Raw genomic sequence first — 26488 nt, 5'->3', positions numbered from 1 at the left:
GTTTTTATGATGCATGAATGTTTAGTTGAGAAACATCATATTGGTTGCAGCATCATTGATGAAGGTAATTTCAGTTTGTTTATAAGTATTTTTTGAGTTGTATTTGACTAGATTAAAGTAGTACCACATCTCAATTTCATCCTTCTTTAAATTAGCCGGACCATTTGATTGGCCTACGATGCTGTCTGCATTAGATGGTTTGACAGGTTTACTTTTTTTAGTTGGCTGGCCTAGTGTTTGCAGTACAAACGCTTTATTTTTACCTTTGAATGTTTGAATAAACTCCATTTCTTGGTAAGTGTTATTTGGTTTGGTGTTTTCTGCAAAGCTTACGTTGCTGATAAAAATACCGATAATCAGACTGGTCATTGCCAGTGTTAAAAATGTTTTTGTATTTTTCAAAATGATGATCCTTGAATGGTTGATAGTTAGATTTTGCTCTGAGTAACGCCAAACTGAATGGCGAGATGAACAAGATTAGCGGTTGTATGTACGTTAAGCTTTTGTCTAATTTGGGTTTGAATGTTGGCAACAGTTTTATAGCTAATGTTTAAACTATCCGAAATGATAGTAAGAGAGTTACCTGATGCTAGTTGCCTAAATACTTCAAACTCTCTAGGGGAAAGTTTTTCTAAAGGTTTGTTGGCTTCATTGATTAAATCGATGGCGAGATGTTGTGCTAGTTTTTGTTCTATAAATTTTCCACCTTTCATGATTTTATCAACCGCTTCTAATAAAATATTGACGTCATCTGTCTTTACCACATAGCCTTTTGCACCTGCTTGGATGGCACGCATTGCATAGATGTTGTCATCATGCATACTGTAGATGAGCACTTTTGCATCTTTGCTACGCGCTAAAATTCTTTGTAATGCCTCTAGGCCACCTAGTCCTGGCATGTCTAGGTCCATGAGTACTAAGCTGGGCTGATGTTCTTGCCATAACAATATTGCGGACTCGCCGCTGGATGCTTCTGCCACCACACGATATCCCCATTGACCTAATAGACTTTTTAAGCCTTGTCTTACTACTGCATGGTCATCCACTAATAGAATTGTTTTATTCATTCATTTACCCCAAGTAATTTCTGTGACATTGATTTTTAATCGCTTTATGTATTTTAAAAAAGTCTAGATAGGGATTTGTGCGCTGATGGTTACACCTTTGCTGGTATTGTTTTTTGCAATGAAGGTACCATTCACTGCATCTATACGTTCGCGCATCCCGATGATTCCCATTCCATATGAAGTTTCTTCAGCTTTAAATCCAACGCCATCGTCGATGATTTCTATACATAGCAACCGACCACGTTCATTTGAGATTGACTTGAGCGAAATGCTGACATTTAGCGCGTCAGCATGTTTTGAGATATTGGTGAGTGCTTCTTGAATGAATCTATAAATGGTGATGTTAATTTGTTCTGTAAATAAGGATGAGCATGCTTCAACGTTGATATCTAACTGAATATGAGGTTGTTGCTCGTGCCATTCTTTAATCAATATGCTGATAGCTGCTGTACAGTCTTGGCTACTGGTTGGTGCTGGTCTTAGACGACGCATCAGTGTTCTGGTCATCTCTTGTATATGTTGAGCATTAGCTAAAATTCTTTTTGCATAAAGAGTAGTAGATGCATGTAGATTTTGATCTTTTTTACTTAAATTCAATGCAGAGGCGTCTAATCGAATCGCTAATAAGTATTGGCCAATATCATCATGTAAATCTCTAGCAAGGTGTAGGCGTTCGGCTTCTTGTATTTTTAATACATGTCTAGTGAGTGCTTTGTTTTGCACTAGTAATTGCATGATTTTTTCTTCTGCTGATACACGTAAATGAATTTCGTTATTGAGTTCTACCATTCTTCTTCTCGAGAACCATGCCATTCCGAACGCTATTAGCAACAGTAGAAATGGCACTTCATCTAGCTGTACTTCTTCGTATTGTGCAAACCAATTGGTCAGGGTTTCTGCCAAGTCAATCCACAATATGAAGATGTATATCAGCGAAATCACAACGGTTATCACCGCTGCATCACGTTGAGAATGCTTACGTATATTCCAAAATTCTTTGATTTTCATAAGTGAGTGATTGTTCTGTAAATACAGGATCTTGAATAGGGGAATAATTCCCGATGATATGAAATCGAGTAAATGACTAGTTACAAGATGTAACAGTAATGAGTAATTTCATTTTTCATCGGGAATGTTTCATCTTATTTGGAAGATAGCGAGGGCACATAATGCACCTCGCCAAATTGATAATCATGATGGCTTCGGATTTATACGGTTTAACCAATTTATAGGGAGACGATCAATATGAAACGCAAAGTTGCTAACGTCAGTGTTAGTGCAGCAATCGGCGGTTTACTTGTTCTTGCAGCAGTGCAAACTGCTTTTGCAGATGAGGATTTAACCAAACGTGTGAATGACCCAAACCAATGGGCAACGCAAACTGGTGGATACAACAGCCAGCATAATAGTACGCTAGATCAAATTAATAAAAACAATGTCAAGAATGTAAAGGCTGCATGGTCGTTCTCAACCGGTGTGTTGCATGGTCATGAAGGTGCGCCGCTAGTGATTGGTGACATGATGTATATCCATTCTGCATTCCCAAACAATACGTTCGCTGTTAATTTAAATGACCCGGGCAAAATTGTTTGGTCTCATAAGCCAAAACAAGATGCCTCTACTAAAGCCGTGATGTGTTGCGATATTGTTGACCGCGGCGTGGCTTATGGTGCTGGTCAAATCGTTAAAAAACAAGCAGATGGTCACTTGTTAGCTTTAGACGCTAAAACTGGTAAGGTGAACTGGAAAGTTGAACTTTGCGATCCTAAAGTTGGTATGACATTTACGCAAGCACCTTATGTCGTTAAAGATACGGTATTGATTGGTTGTTCAGGTGCTGAATTAGGGGTTCGTGGTGCGGTGAATGCTGTTGATTTGAAAACTGGTGCATTGAAGTGGCGTGCATTTGCTACAGGCCCTGATAGTGAAATTCGCTTAGCAAAAAACTTCAATGAACATAACCCTCACTATGGTCAATTTGGTTTAGGTACCAAAACATGGGAAGGCGATGCTTGGAAAATTGGTGGCGGTACTAACTGGGGTTGGTATGCATATGACCCTAAATTGAATTTGTTCTACTACGGATCAGGTAACCCTGCACCTTGGAATGAAACCATGCGCCCTGGTGATAATAAGTGGACGATGACAATTTGGGCGCGTGATGTAGATACAGGCGAAGCAAAATGGGGCTACCAAAAAACACCTCATGATGAGTGGGACTTTGCAGGTGTAAATCAAATGGTGCTGACTGATCAACCTGTTCAAGGAAAAATGACGCCGCTTCTTACGCATATTGACCGTAACGGCATTATGTACACACTCAATCGTGATACAGGTAAATTAATTTTAGCTGACAAAGTTGATCCGGCGGTTAACGTGTTTAAGAAAGTTGATTTGAAAACAGGTTTGCCAGTGCGTGACCCAGAGTTTTCAACACGTATGGATCATAAAGGCACTAATATCTGTCCATCAGCGATGGGTTTCCACAACCAAGGTGTCGATTCATATGACCCAGAATCACGTACTTTGTATGCTGGTTTGAATCATATTTGTATGGATTGGGAGCCGTTCATGCTGCCATACCGTGCAGGCCAGTTCTTTGTTGGTGCAACGCTAGCAATGTATCCTGGACCTAGTGGACCGACTAAAACAGAGATGGGTACTGTACGTGCCTTTGACACTGTGACAGGTAAAGTGAAATGGTCTAAGTGGGAAAAATTCGCGGCTTGGGGTGGTACTTTGTACACCAAAGGTGGCTTAGTTTGGTACAACACTTTAGACGGCCATATCAAAGCATTGGATAAAAACAACGGTAAAGAGTTGTGGAAATTCAAAATGCCTTCAGGTGGTATCGGATCTCCTATGACTTATGCATTTAAAGGCAAGCAATACGTTGCAAGTATGTATGGCGTAGGTGGTTGGCCTGGTGTTGGTCTAGTGTTTGACTTGACTGACCCAAGTGCTGGCCTTGGTGCTGTAGGTGCTTTCAAAGAGCTACAAAATCACACCAACATGGGTGGCGGTTTGATGGTGTTTAGTCTTTAAACCAAAACGCTAGTTGAATTAGTCATTAGCTGAATCAGTAAGGTAGTGCAGGATGGGTGGTTGATACCTATCCTGCATTCACCCAAGGCTTATCCAAATGAGTTTCATGTATCACCTATCAGTTTATGTTTCATGATGTTTATTTGGATGTGTCCTGAATTTTTTAGCATGAGGAGTATTTTTTAGCATGAAAAATAAAAAGTTTTTGCGTTCTGGTTTTAAGTCTTTAGTACTTGGTGTTTTAAGTTTGTGGGCAGTGCAGGTGTATGCCGATGATTTGAACGTATGTGCTGGAAAAAATGAAATGCCTTTTTCTAATGATAAGAAAGAGGGTTTTGAGAATGATATTGCAGAAATAATCGCGAAGTCATTGAATAAAAAATTGAATTATGTGTACTGGGATGATCCGCGCTATGCCGTTGGTTTTTTCTTAGATAAGAAGAAATGCGATATGGTACTTGGCGTAGATAGTACAGATCCACGCGTGCTTAAGACTAAACCTTATTACAAAACTGGTTACGTGTTTATTACTAGAGAAGATCGTGAAATTGATATTTCTTCGTGGAATGATGATTTATTGAAAGAGAGAAATTTCCGCATTGGTGTCATGCCAGATAGTCCAGGCAAGGTGATGTTACTACAAATTAATCGATTTGATGACATGTTTGATTATTTTGCAGAGAAGCAAAAGTACCAGTCTACACGTAATAAATATGTGAGGGTTGACCCACAAGAGGTTGTGAACGATGTGTCTAATAAATATATCCATGCAGCCATGCTGTGGGCGCCAGAGGCGGCACGCTATGTGAAGCAATCAAAAGAACCATTGAAAGTACAGTTGGTGAAAGATGATGCAAAAAAATCTAATGGTGAATCTGTACAAATGCACTATGAGATTGTGATGGGGGTGCGTAAGGATGATGTGCAATTACAACAGGCACTTAATAAAGCCATAGATGAAAAACGCAGTGAGATTGAGTCAGTACTTAAGCGAGAAGGCATCCCGCTGTTGCCTATTTAACAAAGTTTCGCAGTTAATTAATACCATTTAGAAAATATGTAGAGGTCAAGATGTTAGTTTTATCTTTTAAACGTAGCCAAATTTCAGCATTCTGTACAGCCGCAGTGATGGCAAGTTTCTTATCAGCATGTCATGCCTCTCCACAATCTGCTGCGTCAGGTGAGCAGAAGACTGCTGTGGCAAAAGAAGCACTAGTTCACCCAAATCCAGAGTCTTTAGGTCCTGTTTTAGACTTTAGAGGGACTATTTCTGGTGAACCACTAGACTTTAATGATGGAAAGGGCACTGACTCTCCAGCCGTTCAGGAGTTTAAAAGAACTGGAAAAAACCCATATAACCTGAATGAAGACGTGATTAAAAATGGTTACACATTGTTTTCAACAGCATGTTCAGGGTGTCATGGACATTTGGCTGAAGGAAAGCTTGGACCTGCACTTGCCGACGATTACTGGACATACCCAGGCAATGCTTATGACAAAGGTTTTTTTGAGACGATTTATGGCGGCGGGCAAGGCATGATGGGCCCACAAAAAGGATTGATTTCACAAGATGAGATTCTTCAAATCATGAGTTGGATTCGTAGTGTGTATGTGGGTGACCCAAAGAAAGCCAAGTGGAAAAAATAATTTAGATGGAAAAATTAAAGTGTAAAAGTAATTTAGCACAAGAAGCTAATGTTGATAGTTAGATTAAATGAACATAGCAAGACGCTCACTGGTGGCGTTTTGTTAATAGTGCAATTTCACCAGCGACCATATGACAAGGAGATTTGAATGAAACGAATTTTGACTTTAGTAGCAATCGCAAGTGCAATGGTTGCATCAGGCGCAGCTTTTGCATATGACGGCCATAACTGTAAAGAACCAGGCAATTGCTGGGAAGCTAAGCCTGGCTACCCTGAAAAAATCGCTGGTTCTAAATACGACCCAAAACATGACCCTAAAGAAGTAGGTAAACAACAAGCATCTATTCAGGCAATGGATGCACGCAATGCCAAACGGATTGCTAATGCAAAAGCCACTGGTAAATTTGATTACGATGTAGATTAATCAATATTGATTGCGGGCCGATGTCTTATGGCATCGGCTTTTTTGAGGGTTATTTCAGTAGAGCCTGAGCAAACATAACAATGATAGAAGCTACCGAAATCACCTTTGCATTTATTCATAGCATTATTTAACTTTAGAGCGATATTCAATCAACATGATGCTTAACAATCATATTAATTTACCAGAGTGGCGTGAACGTGCGATTCAATTTGAACAGTCACTTAATAGTGTTGTGCTTGGGTTAGATCATCAAGTCCGTGCGTTGACAATTAGTATTTTTTCTCGTGGACATGTCCTGTTAGAAGGCGATGTAGGGGTAGGTAAAACAACTTTATTACGCGCGGCGGCGCATTTGCTTGGTGGCGAATATCAGCGTATTGAAGGCGCTATTGATTTAATGCCTAGTGACTTTTTATATCATGCGTATCTTGATGAAAAAGGGCAGCCAGCAGTTTCGCCAGGCCCTTTATTACAGCATGAAGAGAATTTAGCTGTATTTTTCTTTAACGAAATTAACCGCGCTAGGCCACAAGCGCATAGCTTGTTATTGCGCTTAATGGCTGAGCGTAGCACGCAGGCATTTAATCGTGAATACTCATTTCCTCATCTCACTGTATTTGCCGATAGAAATCGCTTAGAGCGAGAAGAAACATTTGAGCTGCCTGCCGCTGCAAGAGATCGCTTCTTTATGGAAATCTCAGTTGAAGCGCCGAATGATAGAGACTTACAGCGTGAGTTGATGTTTAACGCACGTTTTCACAATGTAGATGTTTTGATTGATAGCTTACCTGCTGGGTTAGTGCCATATGCTGCACTTAATGAGGTGTCTGATGCAATTCAGTCTAGCGTTCGTGCGGAGTTAGCTTTGCAGGATTATGCCGTTAACTTGTGGCGTGCATTACGCGCGCCAAGTGAGTTCGGTGTCGTGCTAGAAGATGTTGATGTCTCTAGATTAGTGGCTGGAGGTGCAAGCCCCAGAGGAATGGCGATGCTGATGCGTGCTGCGAGGAGCAGAGCATGGCTAGAGGGGAGAGACTATCTAACACCTGATGATATTAGAGCGGTGTTTTATGAAACGGTAGCGCATCGCATATTTTTCACGCCAGCTTATGAGTTACGCCGTGAAAGTATTGCGCCACGTTTACTTAATTGCGTGTTAGATCAAGTATCTGCCCCTTAAGTATTTTTTATTCATCAATCGGTTTCATCATTCAATTGAGTCGTTTTTTATCCAGTGAATTTTACTATCGGCTAGGGTGGCGCTCTAGAAGCGTACAGCCAGGTAGCCATGCTACACGCACGTCTGGTGGAAGTGCTGATTTTCGTGGGTATGTACCATTTTTAGAAAATACTAATCCAAGGCGCATTGATTTACGTGCAAGTTTACGCACATTTCCTCAGCAACTGATGGTGCGTGCTTACTATGAGCGTGGTGCGATTGCGGTGTATGCCATACTTGATTTGTCTGCATCCATGCGGTTTTCAGGCAAATCCAATAAAACTCAGTTGATGGCTGATATCACAGCATCTATTGCTTGGTCTGCACAGCGCAATGGAGATGGCTTTGGCATGGTTGCTTGTGATGATGAGATGAGAAGTGATTTGTTTGAAGCGCCTTCGTATCGACGAGGCATTGCAGACGAGGTGTATGAAAAACTAATCAACATCAGTAGTTTAGCCCAAGTGGGCGCCAGTGCTCTGCCTCGCGCAGTGAAACAACTTAGGAAAAAACGGTCTTTAGTCTTTTTAATTTCAGACTTTCATTTAGATGAGCGCTTACTAAAAGAGACATTAGCCTCACTATCACCACATGATGTTGTGCCAATCGTGCTATGGGATAGCGCAGAGTATCGTGATATTCCTAACTGGGGGTGGGCACGCGTGCGTGACTTAGAGACAGGTGATTATCAGTCTTTATTCCTTAGGCCAAGCTTGGTGAAGCGCATTAAGGAATCTTATGCAAGCCGACGTGCAGAGATTATTTCTAGCTGTTTATTGGCTGGGACACGCATGCCATTTTTTATTGAAGATCACTTTGATGTAGAAGCTTTGACACGTCATATGTTGGAGGCTAGTTAACAATGTCGAACGCTTGTATGCCTTTATATGGCTCACTTTTTATTTTAATCACTTCATTCGCTTATGCCTCAGATGCGCAAAATAAAGTCATCAATGTAGCGCTTCAAGATCGTGCAGTTTTAGTGAAGTCCAACGTTGAAGAGCTTGGCTACCGTGTTGGTGATATTGCGCATCAGACCGTTGAAGTGATTACACCGAAAGGGTATCGCTTAGATGAAACCTCAATACCAGCCATAGGTAAGGGGGCTGCCAATATAGAGTTACGGCATGCAGATTGGAAACAAACCGATTTTAGTAACAAGACTCGTCACTTCGTTACTTTGGAATGGCAGGTATTTAGAGTGATGCAGGAGGCAAGATACTACGCTTTAAGACCATTGCATTTACAGTTCAAACAAAAGAAACGAGCTATAGCGATTGATATTCAACCAGCGCAAGTGTTGGTTTCATCTGTATTACCTTCGCAGATGAATAAAGAAACGATGACGCTGCGTGCGGATATTAAACCTAAACTACGCAATATATCAATCTATGTAGCAATGCTCTGGCTATCCTCATTTACGTTTTTATTGACACTCGTCTATTTTATTTGGCACTTTGATTGGTTTCATTTGCGAGTGCGTAAGGCTCAGCCATTTAGACGAGCTTACCGTGATATTAAAAGATTGAGCAAAGCCAACAGTGCAGAGATTGCAAATACCTTTAAAGCAATGGGGATTTTGCGTAGCGCTTTTGATGACAGTGCAGAATTCACACTCACGATAGAGCGTTTGTCACTACTCTATCAACATTGCGCATGGTTACTACCTAAGCAGCAGGACATTGAGCGTTTTTATTTGGTTTCTGAGCTTGCATTCTTTGCAGGAGAACAGCCAAAGTTAAGTCTGATACAACTCAAAAAATTGAGTCATCAACTGATGCGTTTAGAGTCTATCTAAATCTTAAAATATATGATTATTGTTTAAATGAGCGATTTTTTTCATCATTCAGGTATTGAGTGTCCTTGGCTGCTGATGCTGCTTTTTTTGGGATTATTCCCTTGGTTTGCAAGCGGACATGAGTCATTCCCACATCCATCTATGATGAGCCTACCTAAAGATACGCTTTCAATTTGGGTAGAGCGCGTATGGCGTTTGCTCGGCTCGCTACTCATCATGTTTATTGTACTTGCTCTTGCTGGTATTTACTGGGGCGAACCAGTGGTTGAAAGGGTCGGTCGTGGTGCTCACATCATGATGGTGCTTGATAGAAGCGCGAGTATGAATGATGACTTTGCAGATAAACCAGCAGAAGGTAGTGCCTCTAAAATGGCTGCGGCGCGACGTGTATTACAAACATTTGTAGATAAAGGCCATGAAGATTTAATCGGCATGGTGACATTCAGCACATCACCCATTTTAGTCGCACCGTTAGGTGGGGACAGAGAGGCTGTGAAGTCTGCCTTAAAGGCAACTGACGCTGGTGGGATGGGGTTTACTGCGATTGCGCGAGGGTTGGGATTAGCGCTGGATTATTTTGAAGGAAAACCTATGACAGGTTCACGCGTTGTTTTATTAGTCTCTGATGGCGGTGCACATTTAGATAGCAAAACGCAAGATATGCTACGAGCGATGTTTATTAGGCAACACGCCTCACTTTATTGGATTTTTATGCGGTCAGCCAATGGTGCCAGCATATCTGCGCCACCAGAAGAGGGGCGTGAGGACGCCTATCCAGAGTATCACTTACATCAATTTTTTAGCACATTAGGGGTGCCATACAAAGCTTATGAGGCTGAAAGCCCTAGCGCTGTTGAGACTGCCATCGCAGATATTGCGCGTTTAAAAAACCAACCTGTACGCTATTTTGAGACGGCCCCTAGGCACAATTTATCTAGTGTGTTTTATCTACTAGCACTGTTGTGTGGCTGTGGTTTGTTTGCATTACATTTAACGGAGGTTAAGCAATGGCGCGCCGCCTAAATATTATGCCATTGATGATGGTTGTATTGATAGCATCTGTGATAACACTCGTGATGAGTGCTAGAGGTCTTTATTTAGCCAATCGCTATAACGACAACCTCAATAGCAATCGACTACATAACAGCACGCTACATGAGGCTGTTTTTGCAGATGCTTACCTTTGGAAACAAAAAGTGAACGACCAAAAGTCATTAGCTTTATATGCCAGTATTACAAACTCAAAAGATGCGAGCATTGCACAATCAGCACATTACAACAGCGCTAATATTTATTTAAAACAAGCCCTTAGTCTACTCGATGAGCATGGGCTAGAAGCATGGGATAAAGCCATGCCACTATTATCGTTGGCTAAAGAAAGTTACCGCGACGCATTACGCCTTAAACCAGACTGGATGGATGCTAAGTACAACTATGAACTAGCTCTCAGGCTATCTCCCATCATAGAGAGTCAGGGTGGAAAAGCATCTAAAGAAGATGAGGAAGAGAAAGACATGGGCGTTCCTCCCGATGGTTGGCCATCAATTCCTGGGTTCCCACGTGGTATGCCATGATAAGTTGGTGGCGTAAGCTAGATACACGTGGTAAAGCATTATTACTGGCAATCATTTTGTTGATGATTTGCTTATTTCAGCCACATATGAAGTTACCTAAACGCGTCTATGACTGGTTGATTGTCATTGATATTACACAAAGCATGAATGTGCGTGACATGAGCATAAATGATCGCTCGATAAGCCGCCTAGCGTTTTCTAAAGCAAGTATTCGTGAGTCATTGCGGGCATTACCATGTGGCTCGCGGGTCGCGTTAGGCTTATTTACAGAGCGAAACACAACCACCATTACACATCCATTAGAAGTCTGTACACACTTTAGTGCAATAGATGAAACTGTCTCACGTGTAGATTGGCGTATGGCTTGGGCTGCAGACTCTTTTATTAGCCATGGCCTATTTGATGGAATTGCAAAAACTGCAAAAATTGATGACCAAATGAATATTGCATTCATCACTGACGGCCATCAGGCTCCACCAGGAAACCCTGACTATATGCCTAAGTTTGAAGGTAAAGCCGGGCAGGTAAAAGGTTTAATCGTAGGGGTTGGTGGATTAAAGCCAAGTTTAATTCCTAAGTTAGATGACAAAGATAATATTACTGGCTATTGGGAGTTAGATGACGTGCAACGATATGCAACTTTTGGCATGGCAAGAGTGCAATCAGCATTGGAAATGGAACAACAGCAAGCAGATGGAATGCATGGAAGAAATGCACCTCATGGTAGTGCCCCGACAGAAGTGAATCATGCCAATCTTTCGGGACAAGATCAGGCTAGTTTAAAAAAATTGGCAAACGAAACAAGGCTTAACTACCTAAATCTCCAAGAGGTTAATCAACTTAACGATGCATTTTCTAGCAGAAAAACATCGGTATGGCGCATGGCTGATACTGATTTAAGTCCATGGTTTGCTATACCAGCGATGTGCCTGATTATTTTATTTTTTATACCAGCTACCTTTTTAAACCAGTTATTTCAACGTGTGATTAAGAGAAAGAGAAAATGAAGAAAATATACGCACTGATATTGATGGCCGTTGCAGCACCAGCGATTGCACACGGACCAACTCCACAAAAAACTGATCAGTCTGTGCTGATTGGCGCAGCACCTGATGCGGTTTGGAAACTACTAAGTGAACCATGTGCGATTAAAGATTGGCATCCTGATGTCGTTGGATGTGAGTCAATAACTCCACTTAAGCGTACATTAGTACTAAAAAATGGTAGCAAAATTAACGAGGAAATTGATGAGATATTACCTAGCGAAATGAGTATTTCATATCGCCTAGGAGATATTGATATTAAAGCACTACCTGTTAGTTCATTGACAGGTCGACTTAAAGTCACTGCGGATGGCACCAGTTCTAAAGTAGTGTGGGTGGCACGTTATTATCGTGCTGACACAACGAACGAACCCCCAAAAGGTCTGGATGATGAATCTGCATTAAATGCCGTCAACGCTTACGTGAAAGCAGCTTTACTTGGTTTAGAAAAGCCTGTGCCAAAAAAGTGAAACCCCCTAAAGAATCAACAAAAGGGCAGGATTCTTGGTGGGGGAAATTTAAGCGCTTATTTAGTTAAAGTTGTTTAACAACAATATGTAACATGAGTGAGTGAAATGCGCATTACCAATTTGATGCCTGCATTTAATCTTTCCTTAACATTAGCTGAAATTTTAGCTAGTGCATCTGAGCTGATAGCCTCTAATATCTTAGGGCTATCAGATTAGCCTTTCTCACAAAAGGCATCACGTAATTTTCTAATACCTAGCGTTAGCTCCTTAACATCTAGACTACCAAAACCAAGTCTAATTGCATGGACTTCTTGAGATGAGGCTGAGAAAAGCGTACCTGGTAGAATGCGTACGTTCTTATTTAGCGCATTTTTCTCTATCTCATTTATATTTATTCCGTGATTAAGGCGTAACCAGAATGCAAGCCCTCCGCTAGGCTCATCAAAATTTACAAAATCACTTAACTGGCTATTCACTAGATTCATTAAGACATTCCGACGTTCATTATAAATTTTAAATGTTCTGCGAATATGCCGTTTAATCTCGCCAGAGATCATCAACTCTGCAACCGCTAACTCAGTGATTGAGTTACCTTGTCTATCAATTAACATCACCTCATGCGCACACTGATCAATAAATGCTTTTGATGCAACGAGATAACCAACGCGCAGCCCAGGTGCGAGAACCTTGGATAGTGATCCTACATAGACAACTCTATCACCATGATTGGTGCTTGCCAGTGGAAATACTGGGCGATGCGAAAAGTGAAACTCGTGGTCGTAGTCATCTTCTACAATGGTGAAATCATATTTCTTGGCAAGCATGAGTAGTTTTAGTCTACGTTCTGCAGTCATAATGACGGTGGTAGGAAACTGATGGTGAGGTGTGACGTAAATGGCTTTAATGGGGTATTTTCTGCACAGTTTTTCAAGTGCGACCACATCTATGCCATATTTATCCTGACCTACGGTCAGGATTTTTGCACCACATGACTGGAATGCTTCCCTTGCAGGTGGGTAACTTAAATCTTCCACAACGACATAATCATCATGCTTGGTTAAAACGCGAGCAGCCAAAAAAATCCCCATTTGGCTACCGCGTGTAGTACAAACTTTATTTTCATCAACATTAAGACCTCTTTCCATATTGAGCATGGTCGCAATGGCTTGACGTAAAGCTATGGAGCCTCTTGGGTCACCATACCCAAGCTTATTGGCTTTTTTTGGGCCGAGTAATATATGCCTAAATGCACGCGAAAGTGTATCGCAAGGAATCAAACGTGTATCTGGAATCCCGTCGTTGAAATCAATCGTACTAGCAGAAGATGTTTGATATAAAGTTTGCGCACCTGTTGTATCTTCTGAGCTAGAAGCTAGCTTGTCGTTTACTTGGCTGGCACTTTCCAAGGCAGTGAAGTTAGGTAAGTCAGCAGAAACAAAAGTACCTCTTCTGCTTTGTGTGGTAAGCCAGCCTTGAGCAATCAGTTCATCATATGCCAGTACAACGGTTTTTCTATTTACCTTGAGTTTTTCAGATAAATCCCTTGTGCCCGGCATTGCAGTTGACGGTGCAAGCCGACCTCTTTGAATTTCATCAATGATTTGTTGTGCAATTTGCAAATACACAGCTAATCCAGAAGTGTGCGTAATCGTTAAGTTGAGACTCCATGAGCGAAGCATTTCTTATCCTTTACAACATTATTTAGCTGATAAAACGCATTAGAAAAACAAAAAACGGCTGTAATCAACCGAAATTTACATAAAACTGGCTGATGTAAACCATATTGTAACTCTAAATTCTGCTGGACCAGTTAGCTTATTTAAACTGGATGGTTCTTTGGTTTTTACATTCTGTTACATTGCATTCACTACTTGTTACAACGAAATTGAAAGTTTTGTAACGCTTAACTTGGTTCCACTCATTGAACCTTTTAACAACAATGGTTAGTAAAGGAATACTCATGTCACCACCACTAGATCATCAATTAACAGACTGGCGTAATCATGCTTTAAAGTTAGAAAATGAAGTTAAAAAAGTTATCGTAGGCCAAGATAAAGCCATTAGGTTAATGAATATTGCCATTTTTGCGCGTGGCCATGTATTGCTGGAAGGTGGCGTAGGTGTGGGCAAAACCACATTGTTACAGTCTATTGCACGATGTATTGGCGGTGCTTACGAGCGAATTGAAGGTACGGTAGACTTAATGCCGAACGATTTAATTTATCACACATATTTAGGTGAAGATGGTAGGCCGAAAATTGATGAAGGTCCTTTATTACGCGCAGGTGAAAATTTATCTGTTTTCTTTTTTAATGAAATCAATCGGGCCAGACCGCAAGTACATGCCCTAATGTTGCGCGTGATGGCAGAGCGACATATTAGTGCCTTCAAAAAAGAATACCGGCTGCCACATATGGTGGTGTTTGCAGATAGAAATCAGGTTGAAAAAAATGAAACCTTTGAAATCCCATCAGCAGCACGTGACAGATTTATGATGGAAATACCGATTGAGATTCCAGAGGATCGCGAATTAAGAAAATCACTCATGTTCAATGTGAAGTTCCAACATGCTGAAAATCTGACCAAGCAAGTAGAGTCTAATGTACTGCAGTTTGATCAACTCAATCAATTTTCAGATACGCTACAAAGCCACATCAAATCAAGCCCAACGCTGGAAGATTACGCAATCGACTTATGGGAATCCACTCAGTCGCCAGCCAAATTTGGCATAAAAATGGACAGCGTTGATGTGAATCGTTTAGTCCATACGGGTGCTAGTCCTCGTGGCATGGGTATGCTGCTTAAGGCGGCTCGTGTCAATGCATGGTTGATGAATCGAGATAGTTTGTATCCTGAAGATATTCATGCCGTGTTTCATGAGTTAATTGCACATAGACTAGTATTTAACTCTATGTATGAGAATCGCAGAACTCAGTTGGCGCGTGAGTTTACAACACAGATATTAAACACTGTTGCTGTACCAGCACAGGCTAAAGCAGCATGATTCCAGCATACGCCAAATCATTCTCATATCAAATCCCCTGGAAGTCCAGCAGCATTCATGCTGGTGACCACCGAGGCTCCCAGCGCGGATTAGGGTTTGAATACAGGGGTAACGTTTCGCTGATTGATCATCCAGATGCTAGGCGCATGGATTTACGTCAGACCTTGCGAGACCCTTATGAGCAGATACAAGTTAAGTTGTTCAATCAGGATAATACGACGCCTATTTTTGCCGTATGCGACTGCTCCAGCTCAATGCAGTATAAGGGATATGTGCGTAAGCTTGATTTGGCTATGGAAGTCGCTGCATCTGTCGCTTATTCAGCTTTTAATGCTGGGGATGTGTTTAGCTTGATAGGCTACAACCATGAAGTACTTGAAGATTTTACTTTGCCTTTAAGTCATCACGTCTATCAATCTTTTGAATTGATTGATCAGTTAAAAAATTATAAACAGATGCATATTGATGCTGATGGCATTCTAGAAGTGCCGCAATATCTTAGTCAGCATCGAGGTTTGGTATTTTGGATTTCTGATTTTCACATGCCATTAGAACTGCTTGAGCAGGCACTCAACGCGATGTCTGTGCATCAAATTGTTCCGGTAGTGCTTTGGGATGATCAGGAGTATAAAAAGCTGCCTAAGTTTGGGTTTGGCAACATGCTAGACCCCGAAACAGGAATGAGTCGCAGCATTTTCTTTAGAGATTCAGTGAGAAAGCAATTTGAAGCAGTTTTTATGAAACGTAAAGAACAGTTGGAAAACATCTTCGCAAGTTTTGATTACCAGCCAATTTACATGAAAGAGTCCTTTAATGCTGAATTGATGTCTGAGTATTTCGAACAATTTATGGGCTAAGTAAGGCTTTTGCACACACCTTAAAAAAGATATTAAGAATCTATGAAAAATTTTAAAACCAAGTGTTATGTTTTATTAGGGATGTTTGCGATTTTTAACGGTGCTATCGCGCAGGAATCGAAAATATCTGAAGCTAAAATCATTAGTGTTATTAATCCATTGCAGAGCCACAATATTCAAGTCGGTGATGTATTGTCTAGAAAAATTATATTAGACGTTAAGGCACCTTATCAGTTATCACTACAAACATTGCCAATGAAGGGAGTAAGACATGACGACGTTGAGTTAAGCCAGATCAGCATTACTCAGTCAGCCTCTAAAGAGGGAGTACAGTACAACATTGATTTGCGGTACCAGGTGTTTAGTGCAGTATTTGTGCCCAGTGTGCTGCAATTACCAGCAGAAAGATTTGCACTTACTGGGGGTCCGCAGGCATTGTCGGTTAATCTTCCTGCTTGGAAATTCTGGTTTTCTCCTTTAGCCCCGAAAGGGATGACTAAAGCAAGAGAAAACATGCATATGCAGTTTAAACCTACCCAAATTGATTTGCAGCAACATAAAAATAAGCTGATTGTTTTTACTGGAATCCTAATAGTTGGTTTACTAGGCTTGGTTTACATCAACGCAGATAAGCGCTGGTTGCCGTTTATGAATGGCGCTTTTGCTAAAGCACATCGAAAACTGAAGAAACTACCTAAAAATGCCGAGGGTGAGAAGCAGGCACTAAGTGATATGCACCAAGCATTTAATCAACTGCATGGTAGCAATCTCTTTGCAAATGAATTGAATATATTTTTGACTAAACATCCAGCATTTGTGAAGCTCACAAAAGAAATTGAAGCGTTCTTTGAGCAGTCTAATCAAGCGCTATTTGCACAGAAAACTCAAAGTAGTGACCAGCTGATGGCTGACTTAATGGTATTAAGTCGTCGCTTACGTGATTGTGAACGGGGCGTTTGATGACATTACTTAATCCATGGTTTCTTCTGCTACTTCCACTCGCATTTGTGCCATTTTGGCTTAAGAGCCATCAAGGTCAGATGTACTCTTGGCTAGCCTTAGCACCAGAAGATAAATTTTCTGAAATTGCCAACTATATGCTTAAAGCAATGATTGCCTTACTCATATTGACTATTATTTTTGCACTTGCGTCACCTCAAGGTGCTGAAAGAAAAATACAAAAAATTGGTAAAGGTGCACAGACTGTATTAGTGATTGATCGCAGCGTAAGTATGGACAAACCATTTGCTGGGGACCCTACTAGCGGTGTGGCGACTGAAATTAAGTCGGCTGCTGCTAGGCGCCTTATCACCAAGTTTATTAATGAACGCCCAGACGATATGATGGGGGTAGTGAGTTTTACAAACTCAGCTTTGTATAACGTGAAAATCACAAATAATCGAGAGGCAATTCACTCCGCTATCAAAGCGGCTACTAGTTCGGCATTGAATCAAACTAATATCGGCTCTGGAGTAACGGAGGGTATTGCTATGTTCGATAAGATTCAAAGCTCAGGCTCTCGTGCAGTGATTTTGTTGTCGGATGGTGCAGGGAAAATTAGCCCTCGTGTTAAGCAAAAAATTGCAGAGCAACTGACGGATAAAAAAATAAATTTGTATTGGATAGTGTTGCATGAGCCAGACCAAGTCAGTATTTTCACCAAGCAAAAATTTAGAGAGGGCGAGGTCACAAGCCTTGAGCTACATAAATACTTTAGTAGCCTTAAAATTAAGTACAAGGCATTTGAGGCAGATAACCCAACGACACTACAAACTGCTTTGCAGTATATCGATTCAAAAGAGAAAAATGTCATCCAATATACAGTGACTGTCCCGGGGCATGATTACTCAAAAAACTTAATTATCATGGCATTGGTACTTGCCTTAATTATATTAATCATTAAAAATTTAAGGGTACATTCATGGCAAAATACATAAAACACAGCAACGTTATATTTGGGCTGCTTCTTGTTGCAGGTCTGATTGGGACCATATATGAAGCTTACCAATATAGAAAAATTTTATTGGTCAATCAAGCAATTGCGACTAATCAACAAATTAATGACAATGCCTTCCCATATCAACAAAAGTTTGCAGCAGCTTATGGTCAGGGGAGCAAGCAAGATTATAAGCATGCAGTTCAGACTTATGGGCAACTGTTGGAAACAAACCCCTCTATGACTGAGCAGGCCAAAATACAATTTAACATCGCGAACAATTTATTTATATTAGGTCTTATTCGCCGAGTGAATGAGGATGGTTCGCTGCAAGATGATGCAAGGTATGCTTATACGCAAGCCAAAATGGCCTACGAGCAATCGTTACGTTTAGATCCAACCTTGGGCTCAGCAAGGTTTAACCTTAGTTTGTTGCAATCCACTTTAGCCCAAAATACAAAAATAGCGCTTAAGGAACAGTCTGCAATGGAACTTAGCAACCTACCGATTGGATTGCCATGAATAAGCTATTCACTTGGTTTAAAACTAACTACGAAACGGCTCTCTACATAGCGGCATCAGCACTATTATTGCTTGCTTTAATTAAGCCTGAAATTCAATTAAAGCAGGAAGTGCATAATTACCTGTTATTGGCAGATGTTTCACAAAGTATGAATGCTGAGGATGTGAAACTCAACAACCAAAATGTCAGCCGTATGGCATATACAAAGCACTTAATGACTAAAACTGTAGAATCATCACCATGTGGTACACATATCAGTGTCGGAGTTTTTGCATCAGACAATGTTGCTTTGTTGATAAACCCTTTAGAGGTGTGTGAAAACTATGATGTGCTTAATGACACCATCGACCATATTGAATGGCGTATGGCGTGGAAAGGTGATAGTCGACTAACGATTGGTGTGCGCGCCGCTGCAACTTTATTCGACTCTTTAAACACACCAGCAAAGCTACTTTTCTTTACTGATGGTGACGAAGCGCCAAAGCTTAATGTAACCATTAGGCAGAACCTAGATGGCGTACAAATAGGTAAACACGTTCTGTTCGTTGGTGTTGGGGGCAAAGAACATGTCGCTGTGCCACGCTATAATTCCTTAAATAAATGGGTGGGGTTTTGGCCATCAGGGGAGAATAATAGTACAGGTGGTGGTGTGAACTACACAGATACTAGTCAGGATGAGCCTGACCCTCAAGTTGCTTCCGCAGAATATGATCGTTACTTATCGAAGCTTGAGGATGAGCACCTTAAAGAGTTAGCAGCGGAAATTAAAGCCAGTTATATAGAAGGTAGCAATACGCCACAGTTTTATGAGTACGTGCAGGAGCAAAAACCTGCTGCTAGTTTTGTGACGGCTTATTCAGTGCGTTGGATATATTTATTACTCGCAATAATATTGATCTTATCTACCTACATCCCAAGTTTTATAAAGCGATAGTTTGCTGTGGTGAAAAGTTGCTCGGACGATAGTGTAAAAGTAGTGATGATTTTTAGCTGTTATTACAATATTATTTGAATGTCTAGCGTTTTAATGCACCATAGTTGTGAATGTTGAGCGTCTAAACTTTTAAAGGGTTTAGACGCCCATTGAAAGATCGGCTGTTAATTGTATTAAGTGGCCGAATTTTTAAACTTAGAAATCGTAGCGAATACCACCAAACACCTGACGCCCACGTCCTACAGACATACCATCAACACGGCTTGCCAAATATTCACGGTCTGCCAAGTTATGACCACTTGCGAAATACGTCACTTTAGAACCTACTGGTTTAAAATTCACAGATGCGTTAAGAAGTGTGTATGCAGGAATGTTGCCAGCAAGACCAGAGAGCGCTGCATCCACTGGACCAAGTGCTCTAGCAAAAGCATCAACTTCTTGTTGACTGGTATATGTCACACCAACACGAGCGTCAAGACCAACAGAATGTTGGTAGCCTAAACTCACAGAAGCTAAATGACGAGGTGCATAGGGTAAACGTGAACCACTTTGAATACCGCTACTTGCCACCTGACCATCTTTCTTAAATTCCGCTGTGAACGTATTGGTATATGAACCCAACAAATAGATGTTATGCGAGGTGTTATAAATCGTACCAAAATCAATACGGCCGCCTAATTCCAAACCAGACATGGCTGATTCGCCACCATTCACAAAGTTGCCAGCACCATTATTGACGACGATATCATCAAACTTAGTATGAAATAGTGTCGATGAAAAGTTTACACCTTTGAAATAGTTAGAACGCACGCCGATTTCCCAATTAGTGCTGGTTTCAGGCTTAGTTTTATCTACTACGGCAGTATTTGCACCAGCTACACGTAAATCTCTGTCTGGACGAGGTGGTGCAAAGCCTTTATGCACGCCACCAAAGAGTGTGGTGTTGGCAATGCCATTCCAAGCGACACCAAATCCAGGCAATACTTCTGTTTGGTTATTGGTTGAGTTTGATTCAGGATTATTTTGCACAGCATTGCCTGCGCGACGAATATCCGTTTTAATTTGGATGTCTTCAACTCGCACACCAGGTGTGATAGCCCAGTCGTTTACGTGAAACGTGTTTTGGGCATAATAAGATTTAGCTTCAACCTTGATTCCAATATCTTCACGGGATAATGAGTTAGCTTTAGCAAAAGAGAGGCTTTGAAAGTCTGCTGTATCTCCACGGTATTGTTCACGTCTGATATCCTCTTCATGGTAGCGGAAGCCAAGTACTGCATCACTGTCTACACCAAACAGATTATGGCTTACGTCTAAACGTGGCTCAATGCCCCAGTAGTTATAGCTTCTTGGGCGATGGCGGCCACCACATGCATTCGCCTGCGCTTCAGTAAATGGCACACCAGGTGTGTCACATCTTTCTAAAACAGTAATACCAGTCGCATTGTTTGCTTCATCGTAGCCACCAGGTGCATCTGTTTGACGGAACGAAGTACGATATGAATCAGCATAGTAGGCTTGGGTCGATAACTTCATTTTGTCATCAATTTGGAAAATATGCTGTAACTGTGCAGACTTACGTTCATGCTCAAAAAAGTCATTCTTGCCAGATGGTGCTTGAAACTTATCGTTGATGTAGTCTACTTCACCTAGGCCAGTTTCAGATACGTTTGAGTCTTCTTTGTAGTAACCAACTTTAGCAATCAGTGTTTGACGGTCTGTGATGTTTAATTGACCCTTTAACGTGTATTCTTCTACATCAAACTCGTGATTCTCACGAATGCCATCGCCTTCTTTTTTAATGGCGTCGACCATGAATCCACCTAGGTCAGTACCGTAACCAACATTGGCATGTAAGCCATAAAAGTCGTTATTACCACCAACCGCAGATACGCTACCTGCAAAACCATCTTTTGGTACTGGTTTGCTAACAAAGTTAATCATGCCACCTACTGTTTGTGGGCCATAAAGCACTTGGCCTGAGCCTTTAACGACTTCAATACGACCAACACGTTCAAGCATAGGCACATAATGTGAAGAAGGGTCACCATAAGGGGCTAAGAATAACGGCATTCCGTCTTCAAGTAAGAGTGTGCGTGACGTACGGCGAGGATCCATACCACGGATACCGATGTTTTGTGCTAAACCCAGTGGGTCTTCATTTTGTACTACATTCACACCAGGTACATTACCTAATGCTTCTTTAATTGAGAAAGGGCGGCTAGCTTCTAACTCTTTTTCGGTAACAATATCGAAAGAACCGGGCACTGACTCCAATTTTTCAGGCAAAATGCCAGTCACTTCCACTTTATCTAACTTAATCGCTTCTTTAGTTTCGTCCGCGTATACTGGTTGTATAAATACAAGCGGAATTAGGGTAGCTAATACTTTCTTTTTAAACATCATATCAAACCTCGGATTTACTTTAGAGGCTCAATTATCATGTTAAAAAGTCACGCCAATACGTGAGCTAATTCACGTAACGATATGGGATAAATTCCCGATGTTTAACTATGCTTCGTTTTTAATAATATTGAAATAGGTTTCCAAAACCATCCAATTAATACCAATATCGCAGAGGTTAAGCCAAACAGCCATCTAGCATCGCGCTCAGCAATTGCTTCTTTCTTAAAGTCATTGATATTTAATGATTTGATCGCATCATTTGGCGTTTTTATATGGGCGGCTTGCATTGCTGCAGATTGTGCGACACTGAACATGAGGGATTGATTAAATGCAGATAAATGCTCGCCTACTTCATCTAACAAACCCTCTGGAATAGCTTCTCCTGGCGTAAGTGCCTTAACATAAGCGAGTAAATTAGGGTGGTTACCCTCTAAAACGGCTTCTTCTCGAGTCCAGTAAGCAATAATTTGATGATTTCCATCAAGTTTTGGGATAGGTTGCGGTGCTTCGTTCCCTACACCTAGTAACAAACCATTTACTTTTTCCTTGAGTTCGAGTAATTCTGTGAGCCTTGGAGCGCTGCGATGTGGCATTTCATCCGCATCTGTCACCATGACGAGATTTAATTTTCTTTTATGAGCCTCTTTGATAGCAGAGATTAATGCTCTAATTATCCATGAGTCGCCAACCCAGCGCATATTGGTGTTTATTTTTGAAATGACTTGTTCAATGGCTGGAAAATGTTGACATACTTCTAATGGCTCAAATAACACGGTGACTTCGTCGCCTGCAAATAGCCCAATAGATACACGGGAACCACAAGGTAAAGATGCCATGGCATCTCTAACAGAAAGTTTGGCTAACTCAATACGCGATGTTTGCGGGCTAGGATAATCAACATCACGCACATTCATACTTTCGCTAATATCAATCACAAATAGTGTATCTTGTACCGTGCTTTTTAATTGAATATGGGGATAAAACCAAACAGGTAGCAATACAAAACCTGCTAGCATGAAAAATATAGAGCCGTTTTGCCAAGCATGACGTAATGCAATCAGTAGCTGATACCAGTGATATTTAAGAGCGTGATGCATTATGGTAAGCCTCTGCGCTTGTTGTCTCGCATCATTGCTGTTCCATTACGCTTAAATGGTTGAAGCGTTACACCGTCTGTTTCTGTTAGCCATGCCTCAGTCCGTTTTTCTGGGCTTAATCGATCTAATAGCTCTAAGTTAAATTTAGCCTGAGATAAATCAGGTTTGAGCCTTAAAGCGCCTTTGTAGGCTTCTCTGGCAAGTTCAATCTGTGCAACCGCTTGCTGGTGTGAGCCTCCCGCTTCAACATTGGCAGCGCTTAACGCTAAATCAAAATATAAATTACCCAGACCAAATTTAGCAAGTGCGCGTATTTGAGTATCTTTCGATGCTTCTGCTAAAGTAAAAGCTTTGGCAGTTTGTGCCAGTTGTAATGTAGATTTCTTTTGTTGAGATAATCGATAAGCAATGCTGTAAGCATGCAAATGCTCATCAGGGTTAAGCGCTTGTTTAACGATAGAGCCACTGATGTACTCTGTATTTAGCTGGTAGGCTTTCCAATATACATAAGTTTGGTAGCTTGCTAAACTTAATAGCAGGATGATTGTACAAACTAAGACATTGGGTAAATATTGGACCCATGCGTATTTAAAAGCGTTGATTGACTTTAATTGAAAGGTCATGGCTTCCATACTTTTATTTCTAAGCGTTTAATAAAAATGAGTGTTGTTAGTAGCAACATAGTGAGCATGTAGAAATAGACACCATAATCTTTGCGCGGTAAACGTAACTCATATCTTGTGGGTTTGTTGGTCGCTTGGCTAATTGCTTTAATTGCCGTTTGTAGCCCTTCTTCGCTTTCAACTTCAAATGCTTGATAAGGCATGCCAAGTTGTTGAAAAACTTCATGCATAGAAGCTGATTGCTTTGTTGCTGCATAAGCAATATCTGCTTGTGTTTCAATCTCATTATCACCAGCGATGACAGAGTCTAAAATACTCATTTCTCGTTCGCCCCGAACGTAAATCCACATTAATTGCGCACGCTGTCTAATAAACTCCTGTTTGAGAATCGCCTGATCTTCACCTTCAATAATCGCATCACCATCAGAAACTAATAAAATTAGTCTAGTTGCGGTATATGGTCTGCCTTCAAAGTAATCCAATGCAAGTGCTAAAGCACGCCCTAATGCGGTAAACCCAGTACTTTGGCTTTGGGCACTTAATAAAGCTGCTTCTGCTAATGCTCTATCAGACGATAGCGGTGCAACACTAATGGATGATGCATTAAAAGCAACCATCCCAAACGTGTCAGCAGGTCTTTGCTGCATGAACTTTAGTAGCACTTGGCGAGCAGCCTCAATTTTGCTCAAAAAATGGTTCGAAGACTCTCCAGCCTCTGCCGATTGTCGATTGTAGTCTCTGCCTTTTATGCCTTCTGACATACTTCCGCTACGATCCAGCACCACGACAATTTCAGCACCTTCACCCACTCTGCTGGTAGTTCCACCTTCTGTAAAAGGTGCCGCTGATGCAATAATTAAGCAAGCAATAGTTAGGCTGGCAAGGCCACGTAGTCCCCAGCGTAGATATTGAGAGGTTTTATCTATAGGCCAATCCTCTAAGCCTGGAAACTTAAATTGTTTAATACCATGGGAGATAAAAGGTAAGCCAGCAATAGGCATTAACCATAGTAACTCAGGTTTAAAAAAATGTAGGGTGTTCATGAGCTAAGTTCTTTTATGAACAGCTTTAGCTTTAGAACGATTTCTAAAAATTCGCTCAGCCACTGCGGCACGATTAACCCAAGCAAGCGTTTGCGCTACAGTTATTGGATGTGTGTGGGATGGGCTTTCATAAATATTGCTCCATGAATCATTAAAAAATTGATGAATAGCATCGCGTTCGTTTTTTAAGTAGGGTGCATTTTTAAATAAGATATCTAACGTGTTTGGATACAAGCTTTGTTTTGCTGTGCTGTTTAAAGCATGATGAACTTTTAGCAATTGATCATATTGCATGGTTTCATTGTCTAATTTTTTTAAATGGCGCGCTAATATTGTCATTGGCCCAGGTTGATGAGGTAGCCAAGGAATTAAATCTTTAATCCATAATAAAACTCCACACAAGATAGTTGCCATGGCTAGGCATATGCCGACAATGGCGAGTGGGGTCTGCATATCAAATTTTGGCGGGGGAATATTCTGATGACGTTTTACTTCACCCAATGGATAAGGTAATACTGGCGAATAGTAAAATATTTGTGCTGGTATCGTAATGTTTTGTTTTGGGTTATCAAGTGTTTTTAATAATAGCTTGGGTGTTTTAAGTGCTTGCGCAATCTCTACAGTCGCGAAAATTTGCCAAGTAACATCTAAGCTGAGTTTATCTTGTTGAGTATCAACCTTTAGATCCTGTAAGTCTAACCAAGGTTTTACACGGCCAATCAGAGGTAAGCTTTCAGGGTCTATAGATAATTTATTTTGTGTAGGAATTTCTACATGCATCTTGATATAGTCACCCATGGTGTAGCCGCTGTCTCTCATACGAACGCTCACCTTCAACTCATTATCCACATTAGCTGGTTTGGCAATTACAATCTGGCAAATCATCACGAGCAACATGAATACTTTGATGCGTTGTCGAATCATACGCTTCTATCCATAAAGTACTGTGTTAAAGACTCTGGTTTAAATTTCCCTTTCACTAGAAATGGCTTGTAGCCGTATATTCGACTAGTGTCTTGCAGGGTTTTAATATGCTCAATTCTGGCTTTAGCTATTTGTGTTTTTAAGGCAGGTCTCATCCACACAAATTGTGTTCTACCAGTTTCCATGTCTTGTAAAGTGGCAATGCCGCGGTTCGGTATTTGATCAATTTCGCTGGGGTCTTGTAGCACAATAGGTACAACATCATGATGATTGAGTGCTTTAAATAATTTTGCGGTTTTATCTTTAGTCCATCTGAAGTCTGAAATCACAAACACCAGACAACGCTGCTTAGGTAATAACGATGAAACCTTAAGTAATCCATCTGCATTATTACCTGATGGCTCAAGTGTTGATAAATGTTGTTTTACCCATAACCATGCGGAGCGGTTAATTCTGGTAGGTAATGTTAATTTATTAATCATTTCACTGTTAGCCGCATAGAAACCAAAAGCATCACCAGAGCGATAAGCAGATAGCGCCAACTGTGAGGTGATGTCCTCAGTCACAGCTAAGCGGTTCACAGTGCCTTGGTAGCCCATGGATGCTGACGCATCAGCCAACACAATCACTTTTAGTGACGCATTTAGGTTAAAGTCTCTCACCCATATTTGTTCAAAAGGGTCGCGCATACTAGCGCGTAAGTCTGTACGCCTTGGGTCAGGATGGTCACGTAGCAATACTAGTGCACGTAATTGATCACCTATCCCCGCAGATGAGCCACGTTTAGCACCAGGCTGGTTTCCTGTTGGTTTCCATAGAATACGATAGTGAATAAGTGCGTTCTTAGTCATGCTG

The 26488-nt window shown here is 41.0% G+C and carries 27 protein-coding genes; 17 read left to right on the top strand and 10 right to left on the bottom strand.

Annotated elements, in window-relative coordinates:
- Positions 1-21: 21 nt before the first annotated feature.
- From A391_RS0110300 to A391_RS0110290, 3 genes are all read right to left on the bottom strand, one after another.
- Positions 22-402: a hypothetical protein gene (locus A391_RS0110300; protein WP_019899202.1), complete on the bottom strand. Its 381-nt coding sequence runs from the start codon at positions 400-402 to the stop codon at positions 22-24.
- 26 nt (positions 403-428) lie between these two features.
- Positions 429-1067, bottom strand: a complete 639-nt coding sequence (locus A391_RS0110295) for a response regulator transcription factor (protein ID WP_019899201.1) — start codon at positions 1065-1067, stop codon at positions 429-431.
- Positions 1068-1130: 63 nt separating this feature from the next.
- Positions 1131-2075, bottom strand: a complete 945-nt coding sequence (locus A391_RS0110290) for a sensor histidine kinase (protein ID WP_019899199.1) — start codon at positions 2073-2075, stop codon at positions 1131-1133.
- 237 nt (positions 2076-2312) lie between these two features.
- Here A391_RS0110290 and A391_RS0110285 point away from each other — a divergent pair, with 237 nt between their 5' ends.
- The 11 genes from A391_RS0110285 (at position 2313) to A391_RS0110235 (ending at position 12286) form a co-directional block, all read left to right on the top strand.
- Positions 2313-4112 (top strand): methanol/ethanol family PQQ-dependent dehydrogenase, encoded by a 1800-nt coding sequence (locus tag A391_RS0110285; RefSeq protein ID WP_019899197.1) that lies wholly within the window; start codon positions 2313-2315, stop codon positions 4110-4112.
- 187 nt (positions 4113-4299) lie between these two features.
- On the top strand, positions 4300-5133 hold the full coding sequence (gene moxJ, locus A391_RS0110280; protein ID WP_019899196.1) for a methanol oxidation system protein MoxJ: 834 nt from the start codon (positions 4300-4302) through the stop codon (positions 5131-5133).
- Positions 5134-5183: 50 nt separating this feature from the next.
- Complete coding sequence (gene moxG / locus A391_RS0110275) at positions 5184-5759, top strand: cytochrome c(L), periplasmic (RefSeq protein WP_019899193.1); 576 nt, start codon at positions 5184-5186, stop codon at positions 5757-5759.
- A 147-nt stretch (positions 5760-5906) separates the two neighbouring features.
- Positions 5907-6182, top strand: coding sequence for a methanol dehydrogenase [cytochrome c] subunit (locus tag A391_RS0110270; protein WP_019899192.1), 276 nt, complete (start codon positions 5907-5909; stop codon positions 6180-6182).
- A 154-nt stretch (positions 6183-6336) separates the two neighbouring features.
- Entirely contained in the window at positions 6337-7362 is a 1026-nt protein-coding gene (locus A391_RS0110265; protein WP_019899191.1) for an AAA family ATPase, read from the top strand.
- A gap of 35 nt (positions 7363-7397) precedes the next feature.
- The gene (locus A391_RS0110260) at positions 7398-8261 is read left to right on the top strand and encodes a DUF58 domain-containing protein (protein ID WP_019899190.1); all 864 of its coding nucleotides are present in this window, start codon (positions 7398-7400) and stop codon (positions 8259-8261) included.
- Positions 8262-8263: 2 nt separating this feature from the next.
- Positions 8264-9199, top strand: coding sequence for a hypothetical protein (locus A391_RS0110255; protein WP_051089076.1), 936 nt, complete (start codon positions 8264-8266; stop codon positions 9197-9199).
- A 27-nt stretch (positions 9200-9226) separates the two neighbouring features.
- Complete coding sequence (locus tag A391_RS0110250; protein WP_036316779.1) at positions 9227-10222, top strand: vWA domain-containing protein; 996 nt, start codon at positions 9227-9229, stop codon at positions 10220-10222.
- Positions 10207-10773 carry a hypothetical protein gene (locus A391_RS0110245; RefSeq protein ID WP_019899186.1) on the top strand — a complete coding sequence of 189 codons (567 nt, stop codon included), beginning with the start codon at positions 10207-10209 and terminating at the stop codon, positions 10771-10773. The genes A391_RS0110250 and A391_RS0110245 overlap by 16 nt, the downstream gene beginning before the upstream one ends.
- Entirely contained in the window at positions 10770-11780 is a 1011-nt protein-coding gene (locus A391_RS0110240; RefSeq protein ID WP_019899184.1) for a VWA domain-containing protein, read from the top strand. The genes A391_RS0110245 and A391_RS0110240 overlap by 4 nt, the downstream gene beginning before the upstream one ends.
- Positions 11777-12286 carry an SRPBCC family protein gene (locus A391_RS0110235; RefSeq protein ID WP_019899183.1) on the top strand — a complete coding sequence of 170 codons (510 nt, stop codon included), beginning with the start codon at positions 11777-11779 and terminating at the stop codon, positions 12284-12286. Before A391_RS0110240 ends, A391_RS0110235 begins: the two co-directional genes overlap by 4 nt.
- Positions 12287-12498: 212 nt before the next feature.
- On the opposite strand, the gene A391_RS0110225 is transcribed toward A391_RS0110235, so the two are convergent.
- The gene (locus tag A391_RS0110225) at positions 12499-13965 is read right to left on the bottom strand and encodes a PLP-dependent aminotransferase family protein (RefSeq protein WP_019899181.1); all 1467 of its coding nucleotides are present in this window, start codon (positions 13963-13965) and stop codon (positions 12499-12501) included.
- A 281-nt stretch (positions 13966-14246) separates the two neighbouring features.
- Here A391_RS0110225 and A391_RS0110220 point away from each other — a divergent pair, with 281 nt between their 5' ends.
- Genes A391_RS0110220 through A391_RS0110195 form a run of 6 tightly spaced genes read left to right on the top strand, consistent with a single transcriptional unit; the run spans position 14247 to position 19540 of the window.
- A complete protein-coding gene (locus A391_RS0110220) occupies positions 14247-15290 on the top strand; it encodes an AAA family ATPase (protein WP_019899180.1) in 1044 nt (347 codons plus the stop codon).
- Complete coding sequence (locus A391_RS0110215; RefSeq protein ID WP_019899179.1) at positions 15287-16147, top strand: DUF58 domain-containing protein; 861 nt, start codon at positions 15287-15289, stop codon at positions 16145-16147. The genes A391_RS0110220 and A391_RS0110215 overlap by 4 nt, the downstream gene beginning before the upstream one ends.
- 42 nt (positions 16148-16189) lie before the next feature.
- Positions 16190-17107 carry a hypothetical protein gene (locus A391_RS0110210; RefSeq protein ID WP_019899178.1) on the top strand — a complete coding sequence of 306 codons (918 nt, stop codon included), beginning with the start codon at positions 16190-16192 and terminating at the stop codon, positions 17105-17107.
- Positions 17107-18084: a vWA domain-containing protein gene (locus A391_RS0110205; RefSeq protein WP_019899177.1), complete on the top strand. Its 978-nt coding sequence runs from the start codon at positions 17107-17109 to the stop codon at positions 18082-18084. Before A391_RS0110210 ends, A391_RS0110205 begins: the two co-directional genes overlap by 1 nt.
- Positions 18069-18605, top strand: coding sequence for a hypothetical protein (locus tag A391_RS0110200; protein ID WP_019899176.1), 537 nt, complete (start codon positions 18069-18071; stop codon positions 18603-18605). Before A391_RS0110205 ends, A391_RS0110200 begins: the two co-directional genes overlap by 16 nt.
- Positions 18602-19540: a vWA domain-containing protein gene (locus tag A391_RS0110195; protein ID WP_019899174.1), complete on the top strand. Its 939-nt coding sequence runs from the start codon at positions 18602-18604 to the stop codon at positions 19538-19540. Before A391_RS0110200 ends, A391_RS0110195 begins: the two co-directional genes overlap by 4 nt.
- Positions 19541-19735: 195 nt before the next feature.
- Here A391_RS0110195 and A391_RS0110190 read toward each other — a convergent pair whose 3' ends face one another.
- The 6 genes from A391_RS0110190 to A391_RS0110165 all read right to left on the bottom strand — a co-directional run bounded on the left by A391_RS0110190 (position 19736) and on the right by A391_RS0110165 (position 26484).
- Positions 19736-21946, bottom strand: coding sequence for a TonB-dependent receptor family protein (locus A391_RS0110190; RefSeq protein WP_232416174.1), 2211 nt, complete (start codon positions 21944-21946; stop codon positions 19736-19738).
- Positions 21947-22047: 101 nt separating this feature from the next.
- The gene (locus tag A391_RS14195) at positions 22048-23043 is read right to left on the bottom strand and encodes a vWA domain-containing protein (RefSeq protein ID WP_019899171.1); all 996 of its coding nucleotides are present in this window, start codon (positions 23041-23043) and stop codon (positions 22048-22050) included.
- Positions 23043-23666, bottom strand: coding sequence for a hypothetical protein (locus A391_RS0110180; RefSeq protein WP_157261351.1), 624 nt, complete (start codon positions 23664-23666; stop codon positions 23043-23045). Before A391_RS0110180 ends, A391_RS14195 begins: the two co-directional genes overlap by 1 nt.
- Positions 23663-24709, bottom strand: coding sequence for a vWA domain-containing protein (locus A391_RS0110175; RefSeq protein WP_019899167.1), 1047 nt, complete (start codon positions 24707-24709; stop codon positions 23663-23665). The genes A391_RS0110180 and A391_RS0110175 overlap by 4 nt, the downstream gene beginning before the upstream one ends.
- A 3-nt stretch (positions 24710-24712) precedes the next feature.
- Positions 24713-25633, bottom strand: a complete 921-nt coding sequence (locus A391_RS0110170) for a hypothetical protein (RefSeq protein ID WP_019899165.1) — start codon at positions 25631-25633, stop codon at positions 24713-24715.
- A complete protein-coding gene (locus A391_RS0110165; RefSeq protein ID WP_019899164.1) occupies positions 25630-26484 on the bottom strand; it encodes a DUF58 domain-containing protein in 855 nt (284 codons plus the stop codon). The genes A391_RS0110170 and A391_RS0110165 overlap by 4 nt, the downstream gene beginning before the upstream one ends.
- Positions 26485-26488: the final 4 nt, after the last annotated feature.

Source organism: Methylotenera mobilis 13, assembly GCF_000384255.1.
In the GTDB taxonomy this organism is placed as follows: domain Bacteria; phylum Pseudomonadota; class Gammaproteobacteria; order Burkholderiales; family Methylophilaceae; genus Methylotenera; species Methylotenera mobilis_B.
Note: the sequence above shows the minus strand (reverse complement) of the source record. Positions and strands in the feature narration are given on the sequence as shown.

Bases quoted from the DNA above. Each gene is read 5' to 3' on its own strand.
- moxJ (WP_019899196.1), top strand. From the start codon at position 4,300: ATGAAAAATAAAAAGTTTTTGCGTTCTGGTTTTAAGTCTTTAGTACTT.
- A391_RS0110290 (WP_019899199.1), bottom strand. From the start codon at position 2,075: ATGAAAATCAAAGAATTTTGGAATATACGTAAGCATTCTCAACGTGAT.
- A391_RS0110255 (WP_051089076.1), top strand. From the start codon at position 8,264: ATGTCGAACGCTTGTATGCCTTTATATGGCTCACTTTTTATTTTAATC.
- A391_RS0110265 (WP_019899191.1), top strand. From the start codon at position 6,337: ATGATGCTTAACAATCATATTAATTTACCAGAGTGGCGTGAACGTGCG.
- A391_RS0110200 (WP_019899176.1), top strand. From the start codon at position 18,069: ATGGCAAAATACATAAAACACAGCAACGTTATATTTGGGCTGCTTCTT.
- A391_RS0110235 (WP_019899183.1), top strand. From the start codon at position 11,777: ATGAAGAAAATATACGCACTGATATTGATGGCCGTTGCAGCACCAGCG.
- A391_RS0110190 (WP_232416174.1), bottom strand. From the start codon at position 21,946: ATGATGTTTAAAAAGAAAGTATTAGCTACCCTAATTCCGCTTGTATTT.
- moxG (WP_019899193.1), top strand. From the start codon at position 5,184: ATGTTAGTTTTATCTTTTAAACGTAGCCAAATTTCAGCATTCTGTACA.
- A391_RS0110250 (WP_036316779.1), top strand. From the start codon at position 9,227: ATGAGCGATTTTTTTCATCATTCAGGTATTGAGTGTCCTTGGCTGCTG.
- A391_RS0110240 (WP_019899184.1), top strand. From the start codon at position 10,770: ATGATAAGTTGGTGGCGTAAGCTAGATACACGTGGTAAAGCATTATTA.
- A391_RS14195 (WP_019899171.1), bottom strand. From the start codon at position 23,043: ATGCATCACGCTCTTAAATATCACTGGTATCAGCTACTGATTGCATTA.
- A391_RS0110220 (WP_019899180.1), top strand. From the start codon at position 14,247: ATGTCACCACCACTAGATCATCAATTAACAGACTGGCGTAATCATGCT.
- A391_RS0110195 (WP_019899174.1), top strand. From the start codon at position 18,602: ATGAATAAGCTATTCACTTGGTTTAAAACTAACTACGAAACGGCTCTC.
- A391_RS0110270 (WP_019899192.1), top strand. From the start codon at position 5,907: ATGAAACGAATTTTGACTTTAGTAGCAATCGCAAGTGCAATGGTTGCA.
- A391_RS0110210 (WP_019899178.1), top strand. From the start codon at position 16,190: ATGAAAAATTTTAAAACCAAGTGTTATGTTTTATTAGGGATGTTTGCG.
- A391_RS0110225 (WP_019899181.1), bottom strand. From the start codon at position 13,965: ATGCTTCGCTCATGGAGTCTCAACTTAACGATTACGCACACTTCTGGA.
- A391_RS0110295 (WP_019899201.1), bottom strand. From the start codon at position 1,067: ATGAATAAAACAATTCTATTAGTGGATGACCATGCAGTAGTAAGACAA.
- A391_RS0110285 (WP_019899197.1), top strand. From the start codon at position 2,313: ATGAAACGCAAAGTTGCTAACGTCAGTGTTAGTGCAGCAATCGGCGGT.
- A391_RS0110205 (WP_019899177.1), top strand. From the start codon at position 17,107: ATGACATTACTTAATCCATGGTTTCTTCTGCTACTTCCACTCGCATTT.
- A391_RS0110165 (WP_019899164.1), bottom strand. From the start codon at position 26,484: ATGACTAAGAACGCACTTATTCACTATCGTATTCTATGGAAACCAACA.
- A391_RS0110180 (WP_157261351.1), bottom strand. From the start codon at position 23,666: ATGACCTTTCAATTAAAGTCAATCAACGCTTTTAAATACGCATGGGTC.
- A391_RS0110175 (WP_019899167.1), bottom strand. From the start codon at position 24,709: ATGAACACCCTACATTTTTTTAAACCTGAGTTACTATGGTTAATGCCT.
- A391_RS0110245 (WP_019899186.1), top strand. From the start codon at position 10,207: ATGGCGCGCCGCCTAAATATTATGCCATTGATGATGGTTGTATTGATA.
- A391_RS0110170 (WP_019899165.1), bottom strand. From the start codon at position 25,633: ATGATTCGACAACGCATCAAAGTATTCATGTTGCTCGTGATGATTTGC.
- A391_RS0110215 (WP_019899179.1), top strand. From the start codon at position 15,287: ATGATTCCAGCATACGCCAAATCATTCTCATATCAAATCCCCTGGAAG.